22 protein-coding genes are annotated in these 23,373 nt (G+C 48.0%); 2 read left to right on the top strand and 20 right to left on the bottom strand.

The window, feature by feature from the left end; translation table 11 throughout:
• Position 1: 1 nt before the first annotated feature.
• From J0B03_RS09985 to J0B03_RS09925, 13 genes are all read right to left on the bottom strand, one after another.
• Positions 2 to 817 carry a Cof-type HAD-IIB family hydrolase gene (locus J0B03_RS09985; protein WP_207299461.1) on the bottom strand — a complete coding sequence of 272 codons (816 nt, stop codon included), beginning with the start codon at positions 815 to 817 and terminating at the stop codon, positions 2 to 4.
• A 139-nt stretch (positions 818 to 956) separates the two neighbouring features.
• Positions 957 to 2,702, bottom strand: coding sequence for a dihydrolipoyl dehydrogenase (gene lpdA, locus J0B03_RS09980; protein ID WP_207299460.1), 1,746 nt, complete (start codon positions 2,700 to 2,702; stop codon positions 957 to 959).
• A gap of 38 nt (positions 2,703 to 2,740) precedes the next feature.
• The gene (locus J0B03_RS09975; protein ID WP_207299459.1) at positions 2,741 to 4,117 is read right to left on the bottom strand and encodes a dihydrolipoamide acetyltransferase family protein; all 1,377 of its coding nucleotides are present in this window, start codon (positions 4,115 to 4,117) and stop codon (positions 2,741 to 2,743) included.
• 24 nt (positions 4,118 to 4,141) lie between these two features.
• Entirely contained in the window at positions 4,142 to 5,128 is a 987-nt protein-coding gene (locus J0B03_RS09970) for an alpha-ketoacid dehydrogenase subunit beta (protein WP_445082442.1), read from the bottom strand.
• Between the two features lie 27 nt (positions 5,129 to 5,155).
• A complete protein-coding gene (locus tag J0B03_RS09965; protein ID WP_207299457.1) occupies positions 5,156 to 6,115 on the bottom strand; it encodes a thiamine pyrophosphate-dependent dehydrogenase E1 component subunit alpha in 960 nt (319 codons plus the stop codon).
• 22 nt (positions 6,116 to 6,137) lie between these two features.
• Positions 6,138 to 7,112 (bottom strand): sugar-binding transcriptional regulator, encoded by a 975-nt coding sequence (locus J0B03_RS09960; protein ID WP_207299456.1) that lies wholly within the window; start codon positions 7,110 to 7,112, stop codon positions 6,138 to 6,140.
• Positions 7,113 to 7,332: 220 nt separating this feature from the next.
• Positions 7,333 to 7,983 (bottom strand): flavodoxin family protein, encoded by a 651-nt coding sequence (locus J0B03_RS09955; RefSeq protein ID WP_207299455.1) that lies wholly within the window; start codon positions 7,981 to 7,983, stop codon positions 7,333 to 7,335.
• A 62-nt stretch (positions 7,984 to 8,045) separates the two neighbouring features.
• A complete protein-coding gene (locus tag J0B03_RS09950) occupies positions 8,046 to 10,223 on the bottom strand; it encodes a M20/M25/M40 family metallo-hydrolase (protein ID WP_207299454.1) in 2,178 nt (725 codons plus the stop codon).
• Positions 10,224 to 10,346: 123 nt separating this feature from the next.
• Complete coding sequence (locus J0B03_RS09945) at positions 10,347 to 10,964, bottom strand: 50S ribosomal protein L25 (RefSeq protein WP_207299453.1); 618 nt, start codon at positions 10,962 to 10,964, stop codon at positions 10,347 to 10,349.
• A gap of 102 nt (positions 10,965 to 11,066) precedes the next feature.
• Complete coding sequence (locus tag J0B03_RS09940; RefSeq protein ID WP_207299452.1) at positions 11,067 to 11,438, bottom strand: metallopeptidase family protein; 372 nt, start codon at positions 11,436 to 11,438, stop codon at positions 11,067 to 11,069.
• Positions 11,435 to 12,043, bottom strand: coding sequence for a hypothetical protein (locus tag J0B03_RS09935; protein WP_207299451.1), 609 nt, complete (start codon positions 12,041 to 12,043; stop codon positions 11,435 to 11,437). Before J0B03_RS09935 ends, J0B03_RS09940 begins: the two co-directional genes overlap by 4 nt.
• Before the next feature lie 65 nt (positions 12,044 to 12,108).
• Positions 12,109 to 12,300, bottom strand: coding sequence for a 4-oxalocrotonate tautomerase DmpI (gene dmpI, locus J0B03_RS09930; RefSeq protein ID WP_207299450.1), 192 nt, complete (start codon positions 12,298 to 12,300; stop codon positions 12,109 to 12,111).
• 111 nt (positions 12,301 to 12,411) lie between these two features.
• Positions 12,412 to 13,548, bottom strand: coding sequence for a GerMN domain-containing protein (locus J0B03_RS09925; protein ID WP_207299449.1), 1,137 nt, complete (start codon positions 13,546 to 13,548; stop codon positions 12,412 to 12,414).
• A gap of 251 nt (positions 13,549 to 13,799) precedes the next feature.
• Between J0B03_RS09925 and J0B03_RS09920 the strand changes: the two genes are divergently transcribed.
• Positions 13,800 to 15,179, top strand: a complete 1,380-nt coding sequence (locus tag J0B03_RS09920) for a uridine kinase family protein (RefSeq protein ID WP_207299448.1) — start codon at positions 13,800 to 13,802, stop codon at positions 15,177 to 15,179.
• 71 nt (positions 15,180 to 15,250) lie between these two features.
• Positions 15,251 to 16,534, top strand: coding sequence for a serpin family protein (locus J0B03_RS09915; protein ID WP_207299447.1), 1,284 nt, complete (start codon positions 15,251 to 15,253; stop codon positions 16,532 to 16,534).
• A 75-nt stretch (positions 16,535 to 16,609) separates the two neighbouring features.
• On the opposite strand, the gene J0B03_RS09910 is transcribed toward J0B03_RS09915, so the two are convergent.
• The 7 genes from J0B03_RS09910 to J0B03_RS09880 all read right to left on the bottom strand — a co-directional run bounded on the left by J0B03_RS09910 (position 16,610) and on the right by J0B03_RS09880 (position 23,372).
• On the bottom strand, positions 16,610 to 17,599 hold the full coding sequence (locus J0B03_RS09910; protein ID WP_207299446.1) for an NAD(P)-dependent oxidoreductase: 990 nt from the start codon (positions 17,597 to 17,599) through the stop codon (positions 16,610 to 16,612).
• Positions 17,596 to 18,798, bottom strand: a complete 1,203-nt coding sequence (locus J0B03_RS09905) for an Mbeg1-like protein (protein WP_207299445.1) — start codon at positions 18,796 to 18,798, stop codon at positions 17,596 to 17,598. Before J0B03_RS09905 ends, J0B03_RS09910 begins: the two co-directional genes overlap by 4 nt.
• Positions 18,799 to 18,891: 93 nt before the next feature.
• Positions 18,892 to 19,626, bottom strand: a complete 735-nt coding sequence (locus J0B03_RS09900; RefSeq protein WP_207299444.1) for an ABC transporter ATP-binding protein — start codon at positions 19,624 to 19,626, stop codon at positions 18,892 to 18,894.
• Complete coding sequence (locus J0B03_RS09895) at positions 19,619 to 20,311, bottom strand: ABC transporter permease (RefSeq protein WP_246798125.1); 693 nt, start codon at positions 20,309 to 20,311, stop codon at positions 19,619 to 19,621. Before J0B03_RS09895 ends, J0B03_RS09900 begins: the two co-directional genes overlap by 8 nt.
• Positions 20,312 to 20,327: 16 nt before the next feature.
• The gene (locus J0B03_RS09890) at positions 20,328 to 21,203 is read right to left on the bottom strand and encodes an ABC transporter substrate-binding protein (RefSeq protein ID WP_207299443.1); all 876 of its coding nucleotides are present in this window, start codon (positions 21,201 to 21,203) and stop codon (positions 20,328 to 20,330) included.
• Between the two features lie 103 nt (positions 21,204 to 21,306).
• Entirely contained in the window at positions 21,307 to 22,272 is a 966-nt protein-coding gene (locus J0B03_RS09885) for a dipeptidase (protein ID WP_207299442.1), read from the bottom strand.
• Positions 22,269 to 23,372, bottom strand: a complete 1,104-nt coding sequence (locus J0B03_RS09880; protein ID WP_207299441.1) for a substrate-binding domain-containing protein — start codon at positions 23,370 to 23,372, stop codon at positions 22,269 to 22,271. Before J0B03_RS09880 ends, J0B03_RS09885 begins: the two co-directional genes overlap by 4 nt.
• Position 23,373 lies beyond the last annotated feature (1 nt).

Below are 23,373 nucleotides of genomic sequence, written 5' to 3'. Positions count from 1 at the left end.
CCTATATCAATTTCAGCTTGCGAAGTGCTTTTGCCACTCCGCTGTTGTCGTTGGTGTCCGTTGTCATCATGGTGACTTTTTTTATGTCTTCTCTGGCATTTCCCATGGAAATGCTCAGTCCGCACTGGGCAAACATGCTCAAATCGTTACCGCTGTCTCCGATGGCGATGATCTCTCCGGTAGCGATGTCGAATACCCGGGCCAGCTTGTTGACGCTGTTGCCTTTACTGGCCTGACGGTGCATCAGTTCGATGTAATCCGCCTCCGGTCGAATGATGTTGTACCCGCAGTGGTTCAGCTTCTGCCACATGGTTTCAAAGCGATGGGGATCTTGGGAATAAAAGTCCATCTTGATGATGGTTTCTCCAGTCAGTTGCTCCCGAATTTCTTCGATGCCGTCAAACAGGCTCTTGGAAATGATCCGGCTGTTTTGTACCATGGGGTTGTCGTAGTAATAGGTGTCATAAAACTTCAACGTCTTATAATAATAGGTGTGGTCTTCCGTGATGATGTTGTAACCCACACCCAATGCTTCGCTTTCCAATGCGTATTCCACCACATCCTTGTATTGGATGGGAAGATGCAAAAATGTATCGTCGTAGGCAATGGTGGCTCCATTGGCCGTTACATAATCCGGTTCGAAGCCGATGGCATGAGCGTAACTCATGGCGGATTCGATGATCCTGCCGGTTGAGAAAACCACCTTGATGCCCTTGTCTTTCAATTGAAACAGCGCATCGATGTTTTCTTGGGGGATCAGCTTGTTGCTGTCCAGCAAAGTGCCATCCATGTCCACTGCAACCATTTTATATTGCATATTTTCGTTCCTCTCCTCTTTCTTGACCCTACCATTCTAACCTTTATTTCCTTATTTATCAAGTCTTAGGTTTGAAGGAGAAAGAAGGGGACGGTTCTTATGATTACAGCTGTAATCATAAGAACCGTCCCCCATAATTTTACTTCTTGGGTAGGTGAATGGATCGCCCGTGTACATCGTGGGCCGCTTCCATAATGGTTTCTGAGATGGTGGGATGAGCGTGGATCATGTTGGAAAGTTCCTCGATGGTTCCTTCCAAAGACATGACTGCCACGGCTTCTGCCGCCAGCTCTGTGGCACTGGGGCCTACCATGTGGACCCCCAGGATCTCTCCGTATCGCTTGTCCGTGATGATCTTGACGAAGCCTTCCGTTTCTCCCATGGCTATGGCTTTGCCACTGACACTCATGGGGAATCGGCCAATCTCCACATCATGAGATCTTCTCGCTTCTTCTTCCGTCAATCCAACGGACCCGATCTCCGGTATGGTATAAACGCATCCCGGCACAAATCGATAATCCATTTTTTTCCTGGCACCCATGGCATTTTCCGCAGCCACCATGCCCTGTGCACTGGCCAGATGGGCCAGTTGGATCTTCCCGGTCAGATCTCCTACGGCATAGACGTGGTCCCTGCTGGTCTGCAGATATTCGTCCACCCATACTGCCCGGTCCTTTTTGATGTCCATGTTCTCCAAACCGGCAAAGTTGGCTTTTCTTCCAATGGCCACCAGTACCTTCTCTGCCTGGAAGACCTCTTCCTTGCTTCCACTGACGGTGACGGCAAATCCGTTTCCGGCCTGCTCCACTTTTTCCACTTTTGCCCCGGTGGCAACTTCGATCCCGGCTTTTTTGAACTGTTTCTCCAGCTCTTTGGACAGGTCTTCATCCATGTTGGGGATCAGTTTCGGCATCATTTCCACGATGGTCACCTTGGTGCCGAATGCGTTGTAGATGGTGGCAAACTCGCTGCCGATGACCCCACCGCCGATGATGATCAGTTCCTTGGGCACTTCCGTCAGATCCAGAATCTCCGTACTGGTCATGATACCCGGCAGATCCAACCCTGGAATGGGGGGGATCACCGGAACGGATCCGGTTGCCAGTATCAGTTTGTCAAAGGAAACAACTTTTCCCTGATCCTTGCCCTCCGTGATGGTGACCTTGTTGTCCTTCTCCACGGTCCCCAGTCCGTCATAGATGGCCACCTTGTTGCTCTTGAGGAGGGCCCCAATGCCGCCGGTAAGGGTCTTGACCACGTTGTCCTTGTTTTTCTTTACTTTGGCCATGTCTATGGTGGGTTTGTCCACTACGATGCCCCTATGGGCTCCATGTTCGATCTGATGGAGGATCTCTGCTGTTTTCACCAAGGTCTTGGTGGGGATGCACCCCACGTTCAAACAAGTCCCTCCAAAATATTGCTTCTCGATGATGGCTGTCTTTGCACCCAGCTGGGCTGCCCGAATGGCTGCCACATATCCGCCGGGACCGGCACCCAACACAACGACGTCATAGGAGTCAGTGCCTTTTTCCGAGGTTGTTGCCGGTGCCTCCGCCTTCTTGGGTTCTTCTTTCGGAGTTTCCTCCGATTGTTCCTTGGGGGCTTCTTCGACCTTTGGTGCTTCGGGAGCATCCGGAACCGCTTCTCCTTCATCTCCCATGTAGCCGATGACGGTCATTACAGGAAGGACTTCCCCCTCTTCCGCCAAAATCTTCAAAATGGTGCCCGAGGTTTCCGCTTCCACTTCCATATTGACCTTATCCGTTAAAATTTCCAAAATGGGATCGCCGGTGCTCACCTTGTCTCCCTCTTGGACCAGCCATTTGATCACTGTACCTTCCACCATGTCCATGCCGGCTTTCGGCATGATGATTTCCGTTGCCATTGTATCGACTCCTTTCGATGGTTTCAACTTGGCCGGTCCTACAAGAGCATTCTCGTAGGTTCCTCCAGCAACCCTTTCAGGTATTGCAGGAACTTGGCCCCTTCCACTCCGTCCATGACCCGATGGTCCAAAGTAATGGTCAGATTCATGACATTTCGTACTTCCGGTTTGCCTTCAACGACCCGCATTCTCTCCAAAATGGCACCTACACTCAAGATGGCGCTGTTTGGCTGGTTGATGATGGAGGTAAAGGATACGGTGTCAAACATGCCCAGGTTGCTGATGGTAAAGGTGCTGCCTTGGAGCTCGTTGGGTTTGATTTTTCCCTTGACGGTCCTTCCGACGATGTCGGATCGGCTTTCCACGATCTGGGTCAGGTTCATTTTTTCCGTATTGTTGATGACCGGCACCATGAGACCGCTGTCCAGTCCGACGGCGATGCCCATGTTGACGTGGTCGTTGACCAAAATTCCTTCTTCCGTCATCGTTGCATTGACCAGGGGATATTTGACCAAAGATTTGGTGACCGCCATAATGAGCAGATCCGTATAGGTGATCTTGACTCCTTTTTCCTCTTGCAGCATGTCTTTGATCTTGCTTCGCAGGTCTATGGAAGCAGTCATGTCCACTTCGATGGTCAAGGAAACGGTAGCTGCTGTATGCTGGCTTTCGATCATGCGGTCTGCAATGATCTTACGTATTCCCTTCATTGGGATGATTTTCTGGTCTTTTCCTTCTTCAACAGCAGCTGTTGTGGCGGTTGTTTCTGCAGCCGGCGTTTCTTTCTTCAGACCGGAAACCACATCCTCCTTGGTGATCTTTCCGCCATGGCCAGTTCCTTCCACTGCGTCCAGCTCCACCCCTTCCACCTTGGCGATCTTTGCAGCCAGGGGCGTGGCGCGCAAAGCTTTGAATGTCTCCACATCCACCTTCTGGATGCGCCCTTTTGGACCGGATCCGGTGACCCTGCCCAGTGGAATGTCCCTTTCTCTGGCCAGATATCTGGCAGCTGGCGTAGCACGTACCTTGTCTCCAGCAATAGGATCCAGCTCCTGTGTGGTCGTTTCCTGTTTTTGCGGAACGGTGGTCTCGCTTTTCTTCGACACTGCTCCCGTATCTTCTTTTGCCTTTACTACTTCTTCTTTTGTTGTTGCGGGTCCGTCAGGGACGTCATCCCCTTCTTCTCCCATGTATCCAATGACGGTCATTACAGGAAGGACTTCTCCCTCTTCCGCCAGGATCTTCAAAATGGTACCGGTAGTTTCCGCTTCCACTTCCATGTTGACTTTATCCGTCAGGATCTCCAAGATGGGATCTCCCGTATCCACCTTGTCTCCCTCTTTGACCAGCCATTTGATCACGGTGCCTTCCACCATGTCCATGCCGGCTTTCGGCATGATGATTTCCGTTGCCATTGTATCGACTCCTTTCACCGGTTCTTATTTTCGATTCATTACCTTGTAGATGGCTTCCTTGATGGCTTCCACGCTGGGTACGACGGCTGCCTCCAAATTTCGGTTGTAGGGAATGGGTGTATCCAGTCCGCAGACCCGAAGCACCGGTGCGTCCAAATAATCGAAGGCTTCGCTTTCAGAGATCATGGCTGCGATCTCTCCACCCAATCCGCCGGTCTTGGCCGCTTCATGGACCACAATGGCTCTTCCGGTCTTTTTCACGGAATCCACAATGGTTTGTGTTTCCATGGGATAAAGGGTCCTTGGATCCACCACTTCCACGCTGATGCCTTCTTTTTCCACTTCTTCCACTACTTCCAGGACCCGGTGAAGGATGGTTCCGTAGGTGACAATGGTCACATCCGTTCCTTCCTTTCGAACGTAGGATTGACCCAAGGGCAAAACATATTCGTCGTCTACAGGAACTTCTCCTTTCATTTTATAAAGAAGTTTGTGTTCTACGAAACATACCGGATTGTCGTCTCGAATGGCCGCCTTGAGAAGACCTTTTGCCTCTGCCGGCGACGATGCGGTGACTACTTTCAATCCTGGTACGTGGCACAGCCAGGCTTCCAAGCTTTGGGTGTGCTGGGCTGCCGCTCCTGTTCCCGAACCGGATGGCAGTCGGAGGGTCATGGGAACTTTTGCCTTTCCACCGAACATGTATCTCATTTTTGCCGCCTGGTTGACCAGGTTGTCCATGGCAATGGTGATAAAGTCCATAAACATCATTTCACAAATGGGTCGAAGTCCGGTAGCTGCCGCTCCTGCCGCTGCTCCAACGATGACCGCTTCCGAGATGGGCGTATCTTTTACCCGCTCTTCGCCGAATTCCTCAAACATTCCGACGGAAACGCCAAAAGCTCCTCCGTAGACCCCGATATCTTCTCCCATGAAGATGACGTTTTTATCTTTTCTCATTTCCTCGCTCATGGCCAGGTTGATGGCATCTTTATAAGTCATTTCTTTCATTTCCATGATTTCTTCCTCCATTTCCTATTATGCGTACACGTCTTCCGTGACGGATTCCACCGGCGGTTCCGGACTCTCTCTGGCAAATTCTACAGCTTTTTCCATGTTTTCTTTTGCTTGTTTTTCCACTTCATCCATTTCTTCCGCCGTTGCCATGCCTTGATCGATCATGAATTTGCGCAAACGGGCAATGGGATCTTTTTCTTTCCATTCTTCCACTTCATCTTTGGTTCGATAGGCTTGGGCGTCGCTTTTGGAGTGCCCTTGCCAGCGATAGGTCTTGCTTTCAATGAGGACCGGACCTTTTCCGGCACGTACGCCTTCTGCTGCTTTGGCTACCGTTTCGTATACTTCGATGGCATCGTTGCCGTCCACAATGATCCCGGGAATGCCGTAGGATTTTGCACGATCGGCAATATCCTTGATGTTCATGGATTTCTCGATATGTGTGGACATGCCGTACAAGTTGTTTTCAATAAAGAAAATGACCGGCAATTTCCAGATGGACGCCAGGTTGACGGCCTCGTGGAAGGTCCCTTCGTTGGTAGACCCGTCTCCGGAGAAACAAAGGACCAACTTGCCTGTTTTATTGTATTGTTGGGTCAATGCAGCACCTGTGGAGATGCAATAGCCTCCGCCAACGATGCCGTTTGCCCCCAGATTGCCGTTCTCGATGTCGGCTATGTGCATGGATCCGCCTTTGCCCTTGCAGTATCCCGTTTCTTTTCCAAGAAGCTCCGCCATCATCCGGTTGATATCCAGACCGAATCCGATAGCTTGAGAGTGTCCCCGGTGGGTCAAGGAAGCCAGATCTCCGTCATCCAAAGCCATGGCGGAAGCAACCCCGGATGCTTCCTGTCCTACGGACAGGTGAGTGGTGCCGTGCACCATCCCTCGTGAGAAGAAATATGCAACTTTCTCCTCAAAGTGTCTGGCATGATTCATGCGCAAGTACATTTCCATGAGAATTTCTTTTGTTAAAGCCATTTTTTACAACCTCCAATTTTCTTCATTTTTTCAACAACGCCTTGGCCGTTTCCGAATCAGTGATCAATACATCCACCAGTCCTGCCCGGATCCCACCATAGATGGCATTTATTTTTTCTCTTGTTCCAGCAACGCAGATCTTAATGGGGATCTGTCGAAGATCTTCGATTTCCGGACACATGAGCCGATCGTAGAAATTGGTTTCGATCATGTTTCCTTCCATGTCAAAATAGTGGAACAAAAAATTTCCTACTGCTTTTTTTTCATGGAGACATTGAAGTTCCTTCTCTCCCAGCATCCCTTCCCGAAAGGGAGAAACGGACTTGCCCAAACTGGCAATGCTCACCATTGCCATGTGGCATTTTGCCGCCATTTGAAACACATTGGCTATGGATGATTCCTGCATCAACACCTGCTTGGTTTCCCGATTGTCCACAAAAAGCGGATTGTGCATCAAATAGGGCTTGGCCCCAAGGCGAATGGCAATGTCTTTGGTGATTTCTCCGGATTGCCTGGAAAGCTGATTTTGCAACTGCCCTTCGATAAATTGATCCGCACTGAACACCCCACCGGCCAATTGGACTACAGACAGGTTGAGATTCAGCTTTTCCTTGCTGATATGCCGGGAAACATATGCCAACGTTCTGCCCCAGGCGACACCGAAGATCATGTCCGGTTTCAGCGCCCGATCCAGGTATGCGGCAGCAGCTTTTCCCAAACTGTCCATGGTTTGATGGGGCGAGTCCATGCACTCTACAATAAGGACTTCTTTCAAACCGAATTTCTTTTCCATTCGCTGTTCCAGGTCGATGTAGTCGTCCATGCTGTCGTCGATGACGATCTTCACGATCCCTTCCGGGATCAGCTTTTGGACCATTCGTCCCACTTTTTGGCGAGACAGTTGGAGCCGTTCTGCAATTTCTTCCTGGGTAAGATGCTCATTGTAATAATACTTGGCGACTTTGATCATCTGACGTCGTTTTTCTTCTTTTGTCAAAAGTGCACCTCCCTTTTTGAGCATTTGCTCACTCAATGAGAATTTTCTTATTTGTTACATAATATCATCTTTTTTTACGGATGCCAACACCTTTTTTATACCACTCTGCCGGCAAGTCAATCGAAATGTTCTTCAATTAAATGATTTCTCAAAAAAAAGAAAGGGGATACCCTTTCTTTTGCCAAACCACTGTGTATTACGATCCAAATATGGTATTTTTCTATTCTTGCTTGTTCAACAAGGCACTCCCCATGCTGTAAGCTCTTTTACAATCCATAGGAAAGATCTCGTCATGGCGTTTTTCTCGTGCTGCCGGATCCATCATGGTGCTCATGTATTTGGAATAGTCTTTGAACTGAAGTGTCTCTGAAGCGTACATATAGTTTGTCTCTCCAATAAATCGACCAAACATCCCCTTATAGTCATCAAACTTTTTCAGATATCCCACTTGTTCATATGCCACTTCCGGCGCATTGGTGGTAAAGATCAACAACACTGGTTTGCGCTTCGGATTCAAGAGTGTTCGCTCCTTGTCGTAGACCAGATATTGAAAGAACAACCGCTCCAGCAGTCCTCGGAATTCCGCCGTCACCTCGCCAAAATAAATGGGAGACCCCAAGACAACGGCGTCGGCTTCCTCGATTTTCTTCAATACCTCTTTCAAATCGTCCTGGACGGCACATGTTCCGTAGCTTTTCCCATCGATGAGTTTGCATGCAAAACAACTGACACACCCTGTAAAGTCCAGATCGAACAGGTGGATCATTTCCGTTTGGGCCCCTTGAGACCTTGCTCCTTCCAGTGCATTTTCGATCAAGGTATGGGTGTTCCATTTTTTTCTCGGACCGGCATTGATTCCTATTACGTTCATGATATCTCTCCTTTTTCTTTTATTTTGATTCATATTTACAATTCTTTCTCATTATATCACAATTATTCAGGATCTATCCCTTCTTCTTGTAGCAACCATTGGGTCAACAGCATGGTTCGCTGCAACAATTCTCCCCGATGGACGGACTCATTTGGGGTATACACATCTTTTCCTGCCGGAGCCATGCCGGAAAGCACCGGGATCCCAAGGGGGACTTCCCCTGCTGCCGTTGGTACCAAACTGGATTCTGTAGAAAAAGGAAGGCGCCAGTGCTGGCTAACGGCCTTGAAACTTTCCACCATCAAAGCTGTATCCTCCGATGAATTCAATGGAGGTCGTTCTTCCAGTTTTTGAAAATTCACTTGTATGTGCTCATCCTCACTTTCAAACAACTGAAACAAGGTCTTCTCCGCTTTGTCTGCCATCTCTATTTTTAAATAAGTGATATAGATGGTTGCACGGATCCGATGGGGCAACAATATGCTGTATCGGTCCGTGTGAAGGTCTTGGACTGCAATAGTGACCCGTTGCTGTGTTTCATTCAGATCTTTGATTTTTGCCGCACGATCCAAAAACCAGCTCATGGCGTCGTCAAAGCCGGTTTGATCTCCGGTCCGTTTAACGGCGCCGTCCAGCAGAAGACTGTATTTTCTGGATCCTCTGTGTTGATCCACCACTTTTCCAGTACGAAATCCAGGATGCATGACCAATACCTGTCCTGCAGCTTTGGCTGCCTGATGAAAGATCTTACTGCTGTAGCGCATTCCTCTGCCTTCGTCCGCGTACAGAAAAACTCCGATCTTCTTCTGATGGAGCACCTCATATACTTGGAGTGCTCGAAGGGTCTGCATCACACAAACCAATCCGGCTCTGCTGGTGGCAATGCCTTCTCCATAGAGCCACTCCAAATTTTTTCGATAGGATACCGGGTACCCACCCATACCATCGTGGGGAACATCCAAGGGGATGACAAAAAGAGTTCCCCCTTCCAATCCTGCTTCCGTTTGCCAGGTCCATGCAGATTGCCGGTTGCTATAATCTTCCCGAAGTTGCAAGCCCAAGTCGGTCCAGGTCTCCTCCATCTTTCGAACCATGGTGCCGATCCCCACCGGATCCCCTGTCCAGCTTTGGATGTTGGTCCACTTTTTCAATTCTTCTTCCATTTTATCCCGATTTTGCGTCAGATACCCAAATGCGCGGGAAGGAAGATCCTCTGGAACATAGGAAGGATGCTCCACTCCCACTAATGGGCCAAAATAACGCAAACTGGCCACTTCAATTAGTTTGTTCACCAGTTTGGCGTAATCCAAACCGATCTTTTCCGCTGCAAATACGTAAGAACCTTCCAATGTCAAACTTGCCATGGAGTTCACTTCCAGGATCGTCGGCTCCCCGTGGTCATCCAGCCGAAAATCCACCCGGGCACTATCGCTGCAGCCTAATGCCTGAAATGCTTCTATTGCCAGCTGGGAAATACGGCGACTCAACCCTTCCTCCAGATCCGCAGGTGCCTCTTTTCGGATAAGACGGCCGCTCAATCCTTTTTTGTCTTCGAATGTATAGATCCTTTCTCCTTCATCAAAGATGACTTCGCAGGGAGGCAAACTGACAACCGGATCATTCCCCAATAGGCCCACGTTGATTTCTCGACCCTCGATATACTCCTCTACCAAAGTGGCTGTTTTAAACATGTCATAGATGACTGCCACCCCTTCCCGGAGTTCCTCGTCGTTGCGAACGATGCGCAATCCATAGGATACTGCTTCATCCTTGGGTTTGACGATCAATGGATAGGACAAGTTTTCCTTCAGCGGCAGGGAGAAATCCGGGGTCTCCAAAACGGCAAACTTGGGTGTAGGCAATCCTCGCTGCATCAGAACGATTTTTGTCAGAACCTTGTCCAATGCGATGGCATGGGTCTCCGGTCCGGATCCCACATAAGGAATACCAAGCATTTCCAAAATGGCGGGGATATGGGTATATCGAGCTCGTCCCTGGATCCCGTAGCTCAAATTAAAAACCAAGCCAGGGCGCTCTCCGCTGATCACCGACGGCATGAAATCTTCCAAGGCGGAAACGATATTTTTATCGCCTTCAAATGTAGCCACCTGATGGCCGCCCTGCTCCAAGGCATCTTTGATTTTTTCAATGGTGTCCAATCCATATTTTTCTCGATTGGGTTTACCGAAAATGTTGATGACGGCTTGGCTGTCCCTGTTGTATACGATTGCAATCTTCATGGCGGTTGCTCACCGGCCTTTCTTCATGTTCTACATGTTTCTTCCATTTCATTATATATCCAAATGAATTATTAACATACAAAAAAAGCACACCCGCAGGTGCGCTTTTCAGATTTCCTATTATTATTCTATTTCTTCCTCTTCTTCTCCGATCACCACTGGTTCCGTGATTTCTTCGTCTGTTGTTTCCGTTTCTTCCTCTTGTCGGAAATGAGTCAAGGATGCAATGGGTTCATCCGCTTCATTCAAGATGACGATCCCTTTTTCCAATACGATGTCCGCAACGGTTTTGGTGTCTCCCACCTTCATATCGCCTACATCCAAATGAAAACTTTTTGGAATGTTGTCTGCAAGGCATTCCACTTCCACGTAGTCCAGAAGATGGATCAACGCTCCTTCATTATGCAAATGATCAGCATTTTCAAGATGTATTGCCACTGCTACAACAACTTTCTGGTCTTTGCCAACCTGCATGAAATCTGCGTGGACCACATTGCCCAATATTGGGTCTTTCTGTATTTCTTTCAACATTACATGATAAGCCTTCCCATTCATTTCTAAATCAAGAATGGCATTGGATCCCATTTGCTTTAAAATGGTATCCATGTCTTTTCGGCTGAGCGCAATGTTCTCCGGCTCTTTACCTTTTCCATAAACTACTCCGGGGATGAAGTCTTCTTTTCGCAGCTTGTTGGACGCCCCGGTACCAGTTTCGCCCCTTTTCACGCAACTTATTTTCATATTCTTTCCTCCCGTAAGTTCGACTTTCTTATATAGTATACCACAATTTGCATCTTTTAAGCCTGGTTTTGCCCTTTTCGGTTGGAAAGGGTAGTTGATCTCCTATTTTTTCCCTTCCAAAAAATTAATGATGAATTGACGATCTTCTTTTTCCAGACTGCGTTCTCCCGCAAGACTTTCCAGATGGTGTACAAACTCATGTTTCAGGGTTTTTTCCAACTCCCTGCGAAGTTTTCTCTTTCCGAATTCACCAAATACTTTTTGAAAGGATCCATGATACAGCACGATGTAGCGTCCCAGTCCACCTCCACTGTGGTACTCTCCTAAAATATACAGGTCGTGGAGTCTTGGATCCGGGTTGCGTTTTTCCTCCGGCAGCAACAAGATCCCACCGTTGAGTTTATCGAAAAGCTCTTTTGGAAATCCGTCAATGATTTCTTCCAACAACACTTCCACTTCTTCCAGTTCCATCACAACACCTTATCCTCTGCAATGATCTGCTCCAGTTCCACCTGTGTAAAACCGTTGTTGTTCCAAGTTCTGGTATTGACGCACAGTTGTCGGATCAACGTTCGCAAGCAATCTTTGCAGGCCGGACCTTGAATGCGCAAACCGCGATGGGAAAAGAGCTGCATATAGCTTTTTTCATCAAAGTTCATTTCACAATACCCTTGGATGTCTTCAGCAAGCATGACCGCTTTCTTGACATTGCCATCGTAGAAAACAGTCGCGATATAGGTTACGAGCTGTCGATAATAGACCGTATCTTCAAAATAACAACGGTCCCGATAACGCAGCAGTTCCTTTTTCTCCGGGATGTAGTACGGCTTGTTGGCTTTTTCCCGGGAGTAGTAGTCAAACTCGTGAAATTCCATGATGGTTTCATGAACAAAACAATCCCGGTATGCCTCTATGTAGTTTTTTTCCAATTCCACAGGCAGATTCATATAACAGTCCTCCACCAGAGCAGCACTGATCTTTTTTTCATGATGCATGTTATAAATATCCACAACCATCTCTTTGTGGACAAAACCGTACAAGTTGGTCAGTGCAACAATGTAGTCCAAAACGTTGTTCATCAAAACGAGCTCCCATCCTTATATAACGCGAAAGCCCCAATACGGGATGGTATTGAGGCTTTTCGTCACTTTGCGTGTCGGTCGGCAAGCAATTCTTTACCGACTCCGACGTTTTCCGCGTCATTCTCTCGAATAATCGTCGTAAAAGCCTGTTCCGGAATGTTTAGTACCTCACTGGCCACAGAAACCATCCCTTGAACCAATTGCAGTTTTTTCTCTTTGTCCATCTTTCCTGCTTCAATGGTTATTACCGGCATGGGGGCACCTCCTCCATTTGGATTCTCCACTACCAACTATTATTGCACTTCGTTGGCTATTTTACAAGATTCAAAATAAAAATATTTGTTTTTTGCGGAATTTTCTTTGGATCACTCCAGGTCCGCTTCCAAATATTCCCCCTGTTGCAAGACGATATGTCCCGATTCATACAATCCATTGTCCACTGTCAGCAAGATCCGCTCCAATCCATAGTAATTGCCAATGGTGTTGGCCAATGCCTGCAAGACCATGGACTCGTAACCGGCTCCCAGGTTCATCTCATCAACAAAGGCCTTGCTCACATCGATGTAGACCATTCCATCGTCGTTCAGATACAAATGGTTGATGGTGGTGTTTTCCGTCAAAACGGTAAAGGGCGCATCTTCTTTATACGCTTCTTCCAACGTCGTTCGGGTGACTTGGTTGGTGGCAAAGGAAACCTCTTTCACGACCTGCTGGTATTCATCGTAATCCTGTGACGACTGGTCCGGATAGTAAAAAATCACAGACTGTACCAACTTGTCGTCTTCGATGATCTCCTTCAGCTCCGAAACCACTTCCCCTTCCGCCATCACGTAGGCCCGCTTCACCAACCCTATATCCTTGGCATAGTACTCTTTGATCACCCCCGAATACTCTGCTGCGGCATCTTCCGTTATGGCAGTATCATAATTCCCTTGAACCAAGGAAAACATGCTGTAGGCATCCTGCTGCTGAAATTCCGTGGTCACCTCCACCGTATCAAAAATTCCCAAAGGTGTTTCCACCTCCACATCGATCCCGGTAATAGTTCGTGTCCCGTCTCCCGAAACCGTCCATTGGGTTCCGACTTCGATGGGTTCCATCAGAAGCACTTCTCGTACATCGGTTTTCTTCAACAGGTTCTCCCGAAAATACACTTCACCTTTTCGGTACAGCCGCTCCACAACACCGGTATCCACCTGGATCACTTCAACGGTTTGTGTGCCGCCGTTGTCTGTTCGACGCTGGATCTTGTTTCCTTCCAGGTAATCAACAACAGTATAAAAGGAGGCGTACTCGTTGCCGCTGCCTTCATAGACATATCGAACATCATTTTCCATGGAGAACAATTCTTCCACGGTCAATAAAACATCATCTCCGTTGCCATTGTTTCCGTCGCCGTTATCGTCTCCGTTGCCCGGATCGGTGCCGCCATTGCTGCAGCCAACTGCCAAAAACAGCAACAATACCACCATCCATATCCCAAATATTTTTATCCTTTTCATCTTCATCACTCCATTTTTCAAGTTTCTGATCCCTTGCATTCGTAATACTAAAACGTCATCCATCTATTATATACCCCATATCCGCTGTCCTTGTCTGCTCGTAAACATTGTTACGAAAAATTTACGCAGAGCACAGATATCTACAAGATCACCATGGTTCTACGAAACGCTGATTGAAAGCGGCCCTTTCGGATATGATATAATGAAAGAACATATTACAATGATTTTTTGATCGTTTAGGAGGTAACGCCATGGGGGAGACCCATTTGATGGAACACCGACAAACTAGCAAACTGGGACTGATTCGGGTCATCCACGATCTGTTCCCACAGGACATGCTCAAGACTGATTACAGCATTCATGAAGGAATCTATTGCGAATTGGTCCACTCTGCCTTGTCCATCCGGGAAGTGGATGCCATCGACAAAGCCCTTCGAAATTGGATCGAAGCAGACCAGCCCATCAAATTTTTGGAAAAACGAAATGGCTACTATATGTACGAAGTGGATGGTCTCCTTGTTAAAACCATTTATCCTGCTAACGAGCAGCCTTCCCGAATCGATCCATTTGTGATCATTCCCTATTCTTCCGGCTTCATCATTGATTTTGGGGATGTGACAGCCAACCACAAGAATTATTTGATCCCGCCGGACAAGCTGATGGAAACTTATATCAAGACGCAAAAATGGCTGAAGAATATTCGCCTGGAACTGATCGATCACGTCAACGAGTACATCGAAAGTCAACGCAGCCAGGAGCTGATGTGCATGGCGGAAGCCCTTCAGGAAAAAGAGATCAGCGACATTGCCGATTTGATTTTCCAGCAGCAACGGGCCATTCGCGTACTGCTGATCTCCGGTCCTTCTTCCTCCGGCAAGACGACTTTTGCCCAACGGATCTCCACTCAATTGAGGGTCTTGGGTGTTAAACCCGTCCCCTTGTCCCTGGACGATTATTTTGTGGAACGACAGGAGACCCCCCTTGACGAACATGGCAACTACGATTTTGAGAGTCTCCAAGCCATGGACCTGGAACTTCTTCGTGAGCATGTCAAAGGGCTCATCAGAGGAGATGTGGTGGAAACCCCCGTTTTTGACTTTGTGACCGGAAGTCGAAAAAAAGAAACACGCCGTTTGCAAGTCGGTCCTTCGGAAGTATTGGTGATGGAAGGGATCCACGCCCTCAATCCCAACCTGCTTCCCAAACTCAACAGAAATTTATTTTTCAAGATCTACGTCAGCAGTCTTTTTTCTCTGAACGTGGATATGGCAAACCGGGTACCAACCACGGAAGTTCGACTACTTCGACGATTGGTCCGGGGAGAATTGTTTCGCGGCAACACCCCGGAAGAAACGTTGGATCAATGGCCCAATGTCCGAAAAGGAGAGTACGAAAATGTCTTCCGCTATCAGGAGGAGAGCGATGTGATGTTCAATTCCAGCCTGGTTTACGAACTCAACGCGCTGCGCCCGTATGCGGAGGCGTCTTTGAACAAGATCCCTGATGACAGCGTCCACGCTTCTACCAGGGACCGGCTCCTCAATCTCCTGTCTTTTGCCAAGCCCATCCCCACGGAAAAAATAGCCTTCAATTCCATCCTGCGGGAATTTATCGGCGGCAGCATCTACTGACCCGATTTTGGGAACTTATTTGATTTCCTGTCGTCTAAGTGGGTAGAGAACCGATGAAAGGGTGATTGATCATGATTCGAAAACATACATGGCTTCGACGTTTGGTATTGTTGGCCATTTTAGTAGTGGCCGTTCCGGCCATGCTCTTATTGACATCCTGCGGCAAGACTGCCAGCCCGTTGCAAGCGACGGATCTGATGAAAGGATTTGAAGGCAAAGCTGTATCCGGAAAATCTTTGGATGAGGACTTTCTTCGCATCAGCAACGATTTTTACATGGATCTTTTGAAATCAGCAAGTTCTTCTGGCGAGAATGTCTTTATTTCTCCGTTGTCGGTCCATTTGGCCTTGTCCATGACCGCCAATGGAGCACAAGGCAACACGCTGGATCAGATGGAAGAATTACTGGGACGGGAACATACCATTTCAGACATGAATGGATATCTTCTTGAATATACCAACAACCTGCCCACCCATGAAAAGTCCAAGCTTTCCATTGCAAATTCCATATGGTTTCGGGATGACGAGGATCGATTGCAAGTGGAGGATGCTTTCTTGCAAACCAATGCCGACTATTACAACGCCAGTGCCTATGCCGCTCCCTTTGACGAGACGACCGTAACGGATATCAACAACTGGGTCGAAAATAAAACCGATGGCCTCATCGACAAGATCATCGAACAGATCGAAGAAGATACCATCATGTATCTGATCAATGCCATGGTATTCGATGCAGAGTGGGAAACCATTTATCGGGAAGAACAAGTCCGGGAAGATACCTTTACCAACGCCAAAGGAGAAGAACAGCAAGTCCCTTTCATGAATTCGGAAGAAAACATATATTTGGAAAACGACCACGCCATGGGGTTTGTCAAACTTTATGCCCAAGGTGATTATGCTTTCTTTGCTTTGCTGCCCAAAGAAGGATCAGAACTAAAAGATTTGATCGAAACCATGGATGGGGACGAATTGTCAGAAATTTTGAACCATCCCCAGGAAACCTTGGTCACCGCCAGCATGCCCAAATTTTCTTATGCATACGAATGGAAAATGAACGATCCTCTAAAGGCATTGGGAATGGTGGATGCTTTCGACAATAACCTGGCCGATTTCTCCAGGTTGGGCCATTCCAGCAGGGGCAACATCTACGTTGGAGAAGTCCTCCACAAGACATTCATTCAAGTGGATGAAAAAGGCACCAAGGCGGGAGCAGTCACCAAAGTGGAAATCAAGGACGAATCCTATGTGGAAACAAAAATCGTGGATCTGGATCGTCCCTTCCTGTTCGGAATCATGGATCGATCAACAAATCTACCCATCTTTCTTGGCACGTTGACAGAAATCGAACAGGACTGAAAATCGTTCATATCAAAAATAAAAACAGGACCGAAGCCTCTGAAGAAGCCTCGGTCCTGCATCATTTATTGGTCTCTATTTCCGGTCGACCCGATTCAATAGTTCTTCCGACTCCATGACCCTTCGAATGTTTTCCCAGATATTTTCATGGGCCCGTCGGAAGGTACCGGATGATACCCCGGCAATGTGGGGGGAGAAAATCACCTTTCGACGGATCGATTCCGGCAGGTCCACCAGCACGTTGTCCTTTTGGGTAGGTTCCGGTGCCACCGTATCCAGTCCTGCTCCCCGGATCTTACCATCCTCCAGTGCTCTTCGAAGAGCGGCATTGTCCACCAGTTCTCCTCTTGCGGTATTGATGAGCCAACTGTCTTTTCCCATCTTTTGAAGGAAACCATCGTTGATCATCCCTTCTGTTTGGGGGGTCACCGGCACGTGGAGGCTGACCATGTTGCACCGGGCAAGCAGCTCATCCATCTCCAAATATTCCACTCCATAGGCTTCCTCTACCTCTTTCGGCATGGGGATCGGCTCATAATAGTAGACACGAGCGCCAAAAGCCCGCAAGAGTCCTGCTGTGATTTTCCCGATGTCCCCAAATCCGATCAGACCGACACTGCATTCCGACAATTCCAAGAATCCGGAGAGCATCATTTCTTCTTTCTTTTCGATCTGCCTTCCTTCCCGTACCGCTTCATCTCCGCCTGGCAAGTCTCGAAGCAGAGCCAGCATAAGAAGAATGGTCTGTTCTGCCACTGCATCGGAATTGATCCCTTTGTTGTTGCAAACGGGAATGCCCTTCTCCATGGCGGCCTCCAAGTCGATTCCATTGTAACCGACCCCTTCCGATTGGATCCACTTCAAGTTGGGCATGGACTGGATCAATTCTCCACTCACTTTTGCGATGGCGTCTGCGATCAGTCCATCTGCATCCATGGCCTGTTCCAGCAATGTTTCATCAGAGGTGCCCAAAGGGAAAAACATCATTTCCACCTGTTTGGTCAACTCTGTTTGGGGCATATGCTTGTCATACCTCGCCTTGTTTCCGATCACCAGGATCTTCATTTCTTCATCTCCCTCTTGGTTTTTTCGTTTTTCCCTGATTTATCAGTTATCTTCGACAATTTTCGGCTATTCTTCGTAAAAAATACACCGATGTCCGTAACGATGCTTTTTGTCAGGGTTTTTCCACCTTCATCCCAAAGCAGATCCATCACCTTTTTCATGTGTTCCTTTGTTTCTTCATCCGTTTTCGAATAGGCTTTCAACACGCCCTGGACAACGGAAAAGGTATCTTTCGTCACATCGGCAAAACTCTGTATGCCTGCTTCTTCCAGAACGGTAAAAATCCCGTCAATAAACTTGGACTGTTCTTCCGGCGTCAGTTGCTGCAGCCAGGATTGGAGGGTGGAACGAATGCTCATGCTTTTCTTCGACAACTTCCCCGCTTCCAGAAAATGATTGCCTTCCAGGAGCCATAAAAATGGATTGTGCTGCATCAGGGCCAGTCCTGTAGAACAACGTACCGCTTTATATTTGCTCTTTTGTTCCAACAAGACACCCACCACCGACGATTCCGGCAGTATGGTGGACACCCGGCCTAAAACATTTTTGTAGTTTTGACTTTCGATAAACTCCCGATGAAATCCAGGGCCGTCGTAATTATAGATCCCCCTGATCCGATCCTTTTGTTCTTCCGGTATGGTGGCTCCTGCATAAATAGCCACATTGCCACCCTTGGAATGACCTACAACATAAAAAGTGCCTTCCAACTCTTCCACTCGTTCCGTGAGGTATCGTTTTCCTTCCAACTGGGCCGGAACCTCAGACTTGAATCCCATTTCAAGGTCTTCCTTCCACCCGGCCAAAGAGTCATCGGTTCCGCGAAACGCAACGACGCAAAGCCGATCCTTCAATGTATATGTGATGGCGGAAAACTGCTTGGTGCGTTGAGGATCCACTTGCTCCTCATAGTGGGAAAGGACGATGTTGCCAAAACGTTTTGTTTTGGCTGCTGCTCCCAGGAAGTCGGGAATGTCTTTCAAAAATGGAAGATCTTCTTCCCGCATGATCCGGCAGGCATCTTCCAAGTTATTTATCGCATCCCTAAGGCGTATCCCTTCTTCCTTGCTTTTCCCTGCGAAAGCTCCTTCCAGATCCATGTAGGACAAAATGGAAAAGATCAAACCGTCCACTTCATTGACGGGATCCCGGTCAAACTCCAAATCTCCTCGCCACAACAAATAATCCATTACGCTTCCCATGTCAACACCTTCCCATTTTTTGATCCACGTATTTTGCTATCATTATACCATTTGCTTCCTGCAAACAAAAAAAGAACTTTCCTTTCGGAAAGCTCAATATATGATTCTCCCTTCGAGAAAGTCTTTCGTTTGTTGTTTGTTTGGTGCGTCAAAAAATCGGGATGCCTCTCCCCACTCTACCAGATTCCCTTCATATAGAAATGCCACATGAGAGGCGATGCGCTTGGCCTGAAAAAGATTGTGGGTCACCATGATGACCGTTACGCCCTTTTTCTGATTCATGTTTCGGATATAATCCTCCAGAAGACGTACATTGGCAGGATCCAGGTTTGCTGTGGGCTCATCCAATAGCAGAACCTCCGGATCCAAAACCATGGCACGAGCAAATGCCACCCGCTGGGCTTCTCCACCACTGAGGGTTTTTGCCTTTTGATCTTTTAATTCCAACAAACCGACCGTTTTCAAAGCGGACAATACTTTTTCATCCAGGATCTTTTTGTCGACGTTTCTTGCCTTCAATCCAATGGCGACATTTTGAAACACCGACTTGTCCAACAATGTCGGTTTTTGAAATACCATGGTCATGGTCCGCTGCAATTTCATGTTTTCACTTCGTTGGTTCCAAACATCCTGTTCGTGCAGGTAGACTTTCCCTCTCGTCGGGGATTCCAGTCGGTTGATGATGCGAAGCAGGGTGCTTTTGCCTGCTCCACTGGGGCCGATGATCCCTGTGATACTTCCTTCCGGGATCTCCAGGCCCGGGACCGACAAAACGATGCGTTTGTTGTATTGCATCTGAAGATCGTCGATCCTGATTGCTTTAGTCATGGGTTTGTCCCCCTCCCGATTGCAGATGATATAAGAGCGCATTGAAAATAAAAGACAAGATCAGCAACACGATCCCCAATGCCAGGGCGTATTCAAAGTTTCCCTTTCGCGTTTCCAGAACGATGGTGGTCGTCATGACACGGGTTTTTCCAACGATGTTGCCTCCAACCATCATGACAGCCCCTACTTCTGCAATGACACGGCCAAATCCGGCGATCACCGCACCCAGGATCCCGAAACGGGCTTCCCACATGATGGAGCGAAGAATAAGACTCCGCTGGGCTCCAAGGGAAACCAGGGTTTCCGTTATGGCTTTTCCTTTGGCTCGCACGGCCACGCTGGTCAATCCAATGACAATGGGAGTGGCCAGAACAAACTGTGCCAGGATCATGGCGGTAGGAGTATACAGCAATCCCAATGAACCAAATACTCCCTGACGACGTATGATCATATAGATCACGAGTCCTCCCACTACCGGAGGCAATCCCATCAAGGTATACACGATCCGGGTCAGCCAGCGTACTTTCTTCTCTTTTTTCATACCCAGCCAAGTACCTGCAGGTATGCCAACGAGCGCAGCCATAAAGACTGCGCTCCCTGAAACATAAATAGTCAAAGCTATGATCTCGCCGATGCCGCTGTTTGTTTCAAACAGCAGGCGGATGGCCTCTACAAATTCAAACAATCGTCAAATGTCCTTTCTATTGGGCATTCGGGAAGAACAACGTGTCCCCATATGGTTTAAACTCGGAAATCAATTCTTGACCTTCTTCAGAACCGAAGAAATCGATCAACAATTTTGCTCCTTCATAATCCACATCTGGCCAGTTTTCCGGATTTACTGCCATGATCCCGTACTGGTTGAAGAGATTTTCGTCACCTTCAAAGACGATTTCAATATCCAGATCTTCCGCCATGGACAGATAGGTTGCCCGGTCTGACATGGTGTATCCCAGTTCTTCATTGGCCATGGTCAAGGTATCCCCCATGCCTACACCGGCACTCACGTACCAGTCGCCTTCCGGTGTGATCTGTGCAACTTCCCACAAAGACAGCTCTTTTTTATGGGTTCCAGAGTCATCCCCTCGAGAAATAAAGGTCGCTTCATTATCAGCAATGGCTTTCATGGCTGCAGTGACGTCTGCCGCCTCTTTCAGTCCTGCTGGGTCTTCCGCTGGTCCGACAATGACGAAATCATTGTACATGACGTCGATCCGGTCCACAAAATGACCTTCCGCCACCATTTCCAGTTCCGTCGGCTTTGCGTGGACCAATGCTACATCCGCATCCCCGTTTTTGCCTTGCTCCAAAGCTGCGCCAGTCCCAAGAGAGATAACACTGATGTCATAATTGTTGGCCTCTTCAAAATAAGGAAGCAAATAATCCAATAAGCCGGAATCATACGTACTGGTAGTCGTAACCAAAATCAGTTCTTTTGGTTCTTCCACTTGGCCATTGTCTCCTCCGTCTCCATTGTCCCCTGCATCACCCTGGTCTCCACCATTATCATTGGTACAGCCAACAGCAAATGCAAAGATCATGAATACTGTCAAAAGAATAGCTAGAAATTTTTTCATGTTGTTTCCCCTTTCGTTATGCTTTTCCCTGCATAACGATTGTACCATGCAAACTTTTGCGGTGTCAACAACAACCCGCCGATCCATTCCCATCATTTAAGGTCTATTCTTCAACATTACCCAAACAGTCTTCCATCACCCGTTGGGCATTCCGCCAGCAAAATTTCTCCAGTGTGGTATCCGACATGCCGGAACGGCCCAAGGCTTCCACGAGCCGCATCAAATCTCCGCTGCTGTCGATTTCCAACACACCCCCAATGCCGTCAAAATCCGAGCCAAGGGCCAACACATCTTCTCCGCCGACATTTTTCATATGGAGGACATGGGCCACCATGTCGTCCACGCGGGAGGTTTGATCCGGCCCAAGAAACATGGGTGCGAAATTTAATCCCATAACGCCGCCCTTGTCCGCCAAAAGACGGATCATGTCGTCTGTCATGTTCCTGGTTACATTGGTTAGAGCTCGACAATTGGAATGGGAGGCGATGACCGGTTTTTTGGAATGACGGATGCAGTCGAAGAATCCACCATCGGAGAGATGGGAGACGTCGACGATCATCCCCTTTTCGTTCATTGCTTCCACTACTTCAAATCCAAAAGGTTTCAATCCTTTGTCCATGATGGCCGGATCTTTGTAGTTTGGAAATCCGATGCAGTTTTCGTAATTCCACGTCAGGGTGATCAGTCGGACGCCCATGTCATAGGCCTGATCCAATCGACAAATATCCCCCTGAAGGAATCCCCCTTCTTCAATGGTCAGGATCGCGGAAATAGTATTGTCTTGACGGTTTTGTTCCACGTCATCCATGTTTGTCGCTTTATTCAATGTGGTCTTTGCTGATTTTAAGGCAAGGTCCACGGTTTTATAAAAATCCAACAGATAGGGATACGGTTCCTCTCCACTTTCTTGAATTTTCTCCAGATTTAGAAACATGGCAAAAAACTGGGTATCCACCTGTCCCTTTTTCAGCTTGTTCAAATCCACGGAGAAATCGTTGGCAAGGATGGTCGCACTTTTGTCCTTGTGCAAACGGGCCATAGTGTCGCAGTGCAGGTCGATGATCCTCATTTTTTTTCCCCTTCCACATCTTGTGGTGTCTGCAGGATCGGCTTGAACAGAGACTCTCCTGTTTCGTTCTTGCAGAACCCTTCCATGATCGTTTTCGCTTCTTCGCTGATCAGCCATTGCGCAAAAATCTCTCCATCCCTCTGATTGACGGGGGCTTTCGATCGGGATACGGGAATAAAAGAAAAAACGTTTTCCAATCCTGGATCCCCTTTTCTTAATATGCGAAGTCCGTCACCTTTATAGGCGACCATAAAAGTGGCCATGTCGACCAATGCATAGGCCTTTTGTTGTTCCGCCAAAATCAATACCCCGTCGTTGCCCGACAAGGTGTTGGCTTTGACATACCATCTTTGGTTTTTTGGATCGATACCCGCTGCATCCCAAAGCGCTTCTTCTTTCAAGTGGGTGCCGGATCGATCTGCCCGGGAAATGAATGGAGCCTCTGCTCGTTCGATGTTGAGAAGTGCCTCTCCCATGGATGATGCAACGGAAACCTTCGCCGGGTCCTCTATTGGACCGATCAACACGAAAGCATCCTCCATGAATTGTCGCTTGGCCACACCCCAACCCTCTTTTACAAATGCATCTTCCAACTCTGGTGCATGGGTCAACACCCCGTCCACTCTGCCGGCTTTTGCCATCTCCAATGCTCTGCCGCTCCCCGCCGCCATGTGGAAGACAGCGATCCCGGTGGATTGCAGGAATGCTTGTTCCAATACGTCCAGCAACCCGGTGGTTATGGGTTCAGTAGTACTGGCGATCATGAGTTTACGATCCGTTTTTTCCTCTTCACTGAGAATGGACTTGAATTGACCTTCCACGTCCCGCTGCAAAGATTTCATGTGTCCCAAGAGTTGGAGACCGTCTGCCGTTAGTGCACTGCCTCCACCGCTTTGGCCGCCGCTTTGCCGCTGGATCAGTTTTTTGCCCAGAGTATCTTCCGTTTTGTTGAGCAAATTCCATCCACTGCGATAGGATACGCCTGCCGCCTCGACGGCTTTGTTGATGGATCCCGTTTCATGGATCTGTTCCAACAATACAAGTAGCAACTTGCCGGATATTTTATCGCCAAATGTCAAATGCACTTCCCATTGTTCCATC

The sequence above is a fragment of the Alkalibacter rhizosphaerae genome (assembly GCF_017352215.1).
In the GTDB taxonomy this organism is placed as follows: domain Bacteria; phylum Bacillota; class Clostridia; order Eubacteriales; family Alkalibacteraceae; genus Alkalibacter; species Alkalibacter rhizosphaerae.
The sequence above is the reverse complement of the archived record's forward strand: the minus strand, read 5'-3'. Positions and strand labels throughout refer to the sequence as shown.

Excerpts from the sequence above, each read along its gene's own strand:
- J0B03_RS09925 (WP_207299449.1), bottom strand. The coding sequence starts at position 13,548 with ATGAAAAGGATAAAAATATTTGGGATATGGATGGTGGTATTGTTGCTG.
- J0B03_RS09915 (WP_207299447.1), top strand. The coding sequence starts at position 15,251 with ATGATTCGAAAACATACATGGCTTCGACGTTTGGTATTGTTGGCCATT.
- dmpI (WP_207299450.1), bottom strand. The coding sequence starts at position 12,300 with ATGCCGGTAATAACCATTGAAGCAGGAAAGATGGACAAAGAGAAAAAA.
- J0B03_RS09900 (WP_207299444.1), bottom strand. The coding sequence starts at position 19,626 with ATGACTAAAGCAATCAGGATCGACGATCTTCAGATGCAATACAACAAA.
- J0B03_RS09975 (WP_207299459.1), bottom strand. The coding sequence starts at position 4,117 with ATGGCAACGGAAATCATCATGCCGAAAGCCGGCATGGACATGGTGGAA.
- J0B03_RS09985 (WP_207299461.1), bottom strand. The coding sequence starts at position 817 with ATGCAATATAAAATGGTTGCAGTGGACATGGATGGCACTTTGCTGGAC.
- J0B03_RS09970 (WP_445082442.1), bottom strand. The coding sequence starts at position 5,128 with ATGAAAGAAATGACTTATAAAGATGCCATCAACCTGGCCATGAGCGAG.
- J0B03_RS09965 (WP_207299457.1), bottom strand. The coding sequence starts at position 6,115 with ATGGCTTTAACAAAAGAAATTCTCATGGAAATGTACTTGCGCATGAAT.
- lpdA (WP_207299460.1), bottom strand. The coding sequence starts at position 2,702 with ATGGCAACGGAAATCATCATGCCGAAAGCCGGCATGGACATGGTGGAA.
- J0B03_RS09910 (WP_207299446.1), bottom strand. The coding sequence starts at position 17,599 with ATGAAGATCCTGGTGATCGGAAACAAGGCGAGGTATGACAAGCATATG.
- J0B03_RS09890 (WP_207299443.1), bottom strand. The coding sequence starts at position 21,203 with ATGAAAAAATTTCTAGCTATTCTTTTGACAGTATTCATGATCTTTGCA.
- J0B03_RS09905 (WP_207299445.1), bottom strand. The coding sequence starts at position 18,798 with ATGGGAAGCGTAATGGATTATTTGTTGTGGCGAGGAGATTTGGAGTTT.
- J0B03_RS09935 (WP_207299451.1), bottom strand. The coding sequence starts at position 12,043 with ATGAACAACGTTTTGGACTACATTGTTGCACTGACCAACTTGTACGGT.
- J0B03_RS09920 (WP_207299448.1), top strand. The coding sequence starts at position 13,800 with ATGGGGGAGACCCATTTGATGGAACACCGACAAACTAGCAAACTGGGA.
- J0B03_RS09950 (WP_207299454.1), bottom strand. The coding sequence starts at position 10,223 with ATGAAGATTGCAATCGTATACAACAGGGACAGCCAAGCCGTCATCAAC.
- J0B03_RS09885 (WP_207299442.1), bottom strand. The coding sequence starts at position 22,272 with ATGAGGATCATCGACCTGCACTGCGACACTATGGCCCGTTTGCACAAG.
- J0B03_RS09955 (WP_207299455.1), bottom strand. The coding sequence starts at position 7,983 with ATGAACGTAATAGGAATCAATGCCGGTCCGAGAAAAAAATGGAACACC.
- J0B03_RS09945 (WP_207299453.1), bottom strand. The coding sequence starts at position 10,964 with ATGAAAATAAGTTGCGTGAAAAGGGGCGAAACTGGTACCGGGGCGTCC.
- J0B03_RS09880 (WP_207299441.1), bottom strand. The coding sequence starts at position 23,372 with ATGGAACAATGGGAAGTGCATTTGACATTTGGCGATAAAATATCCGGC.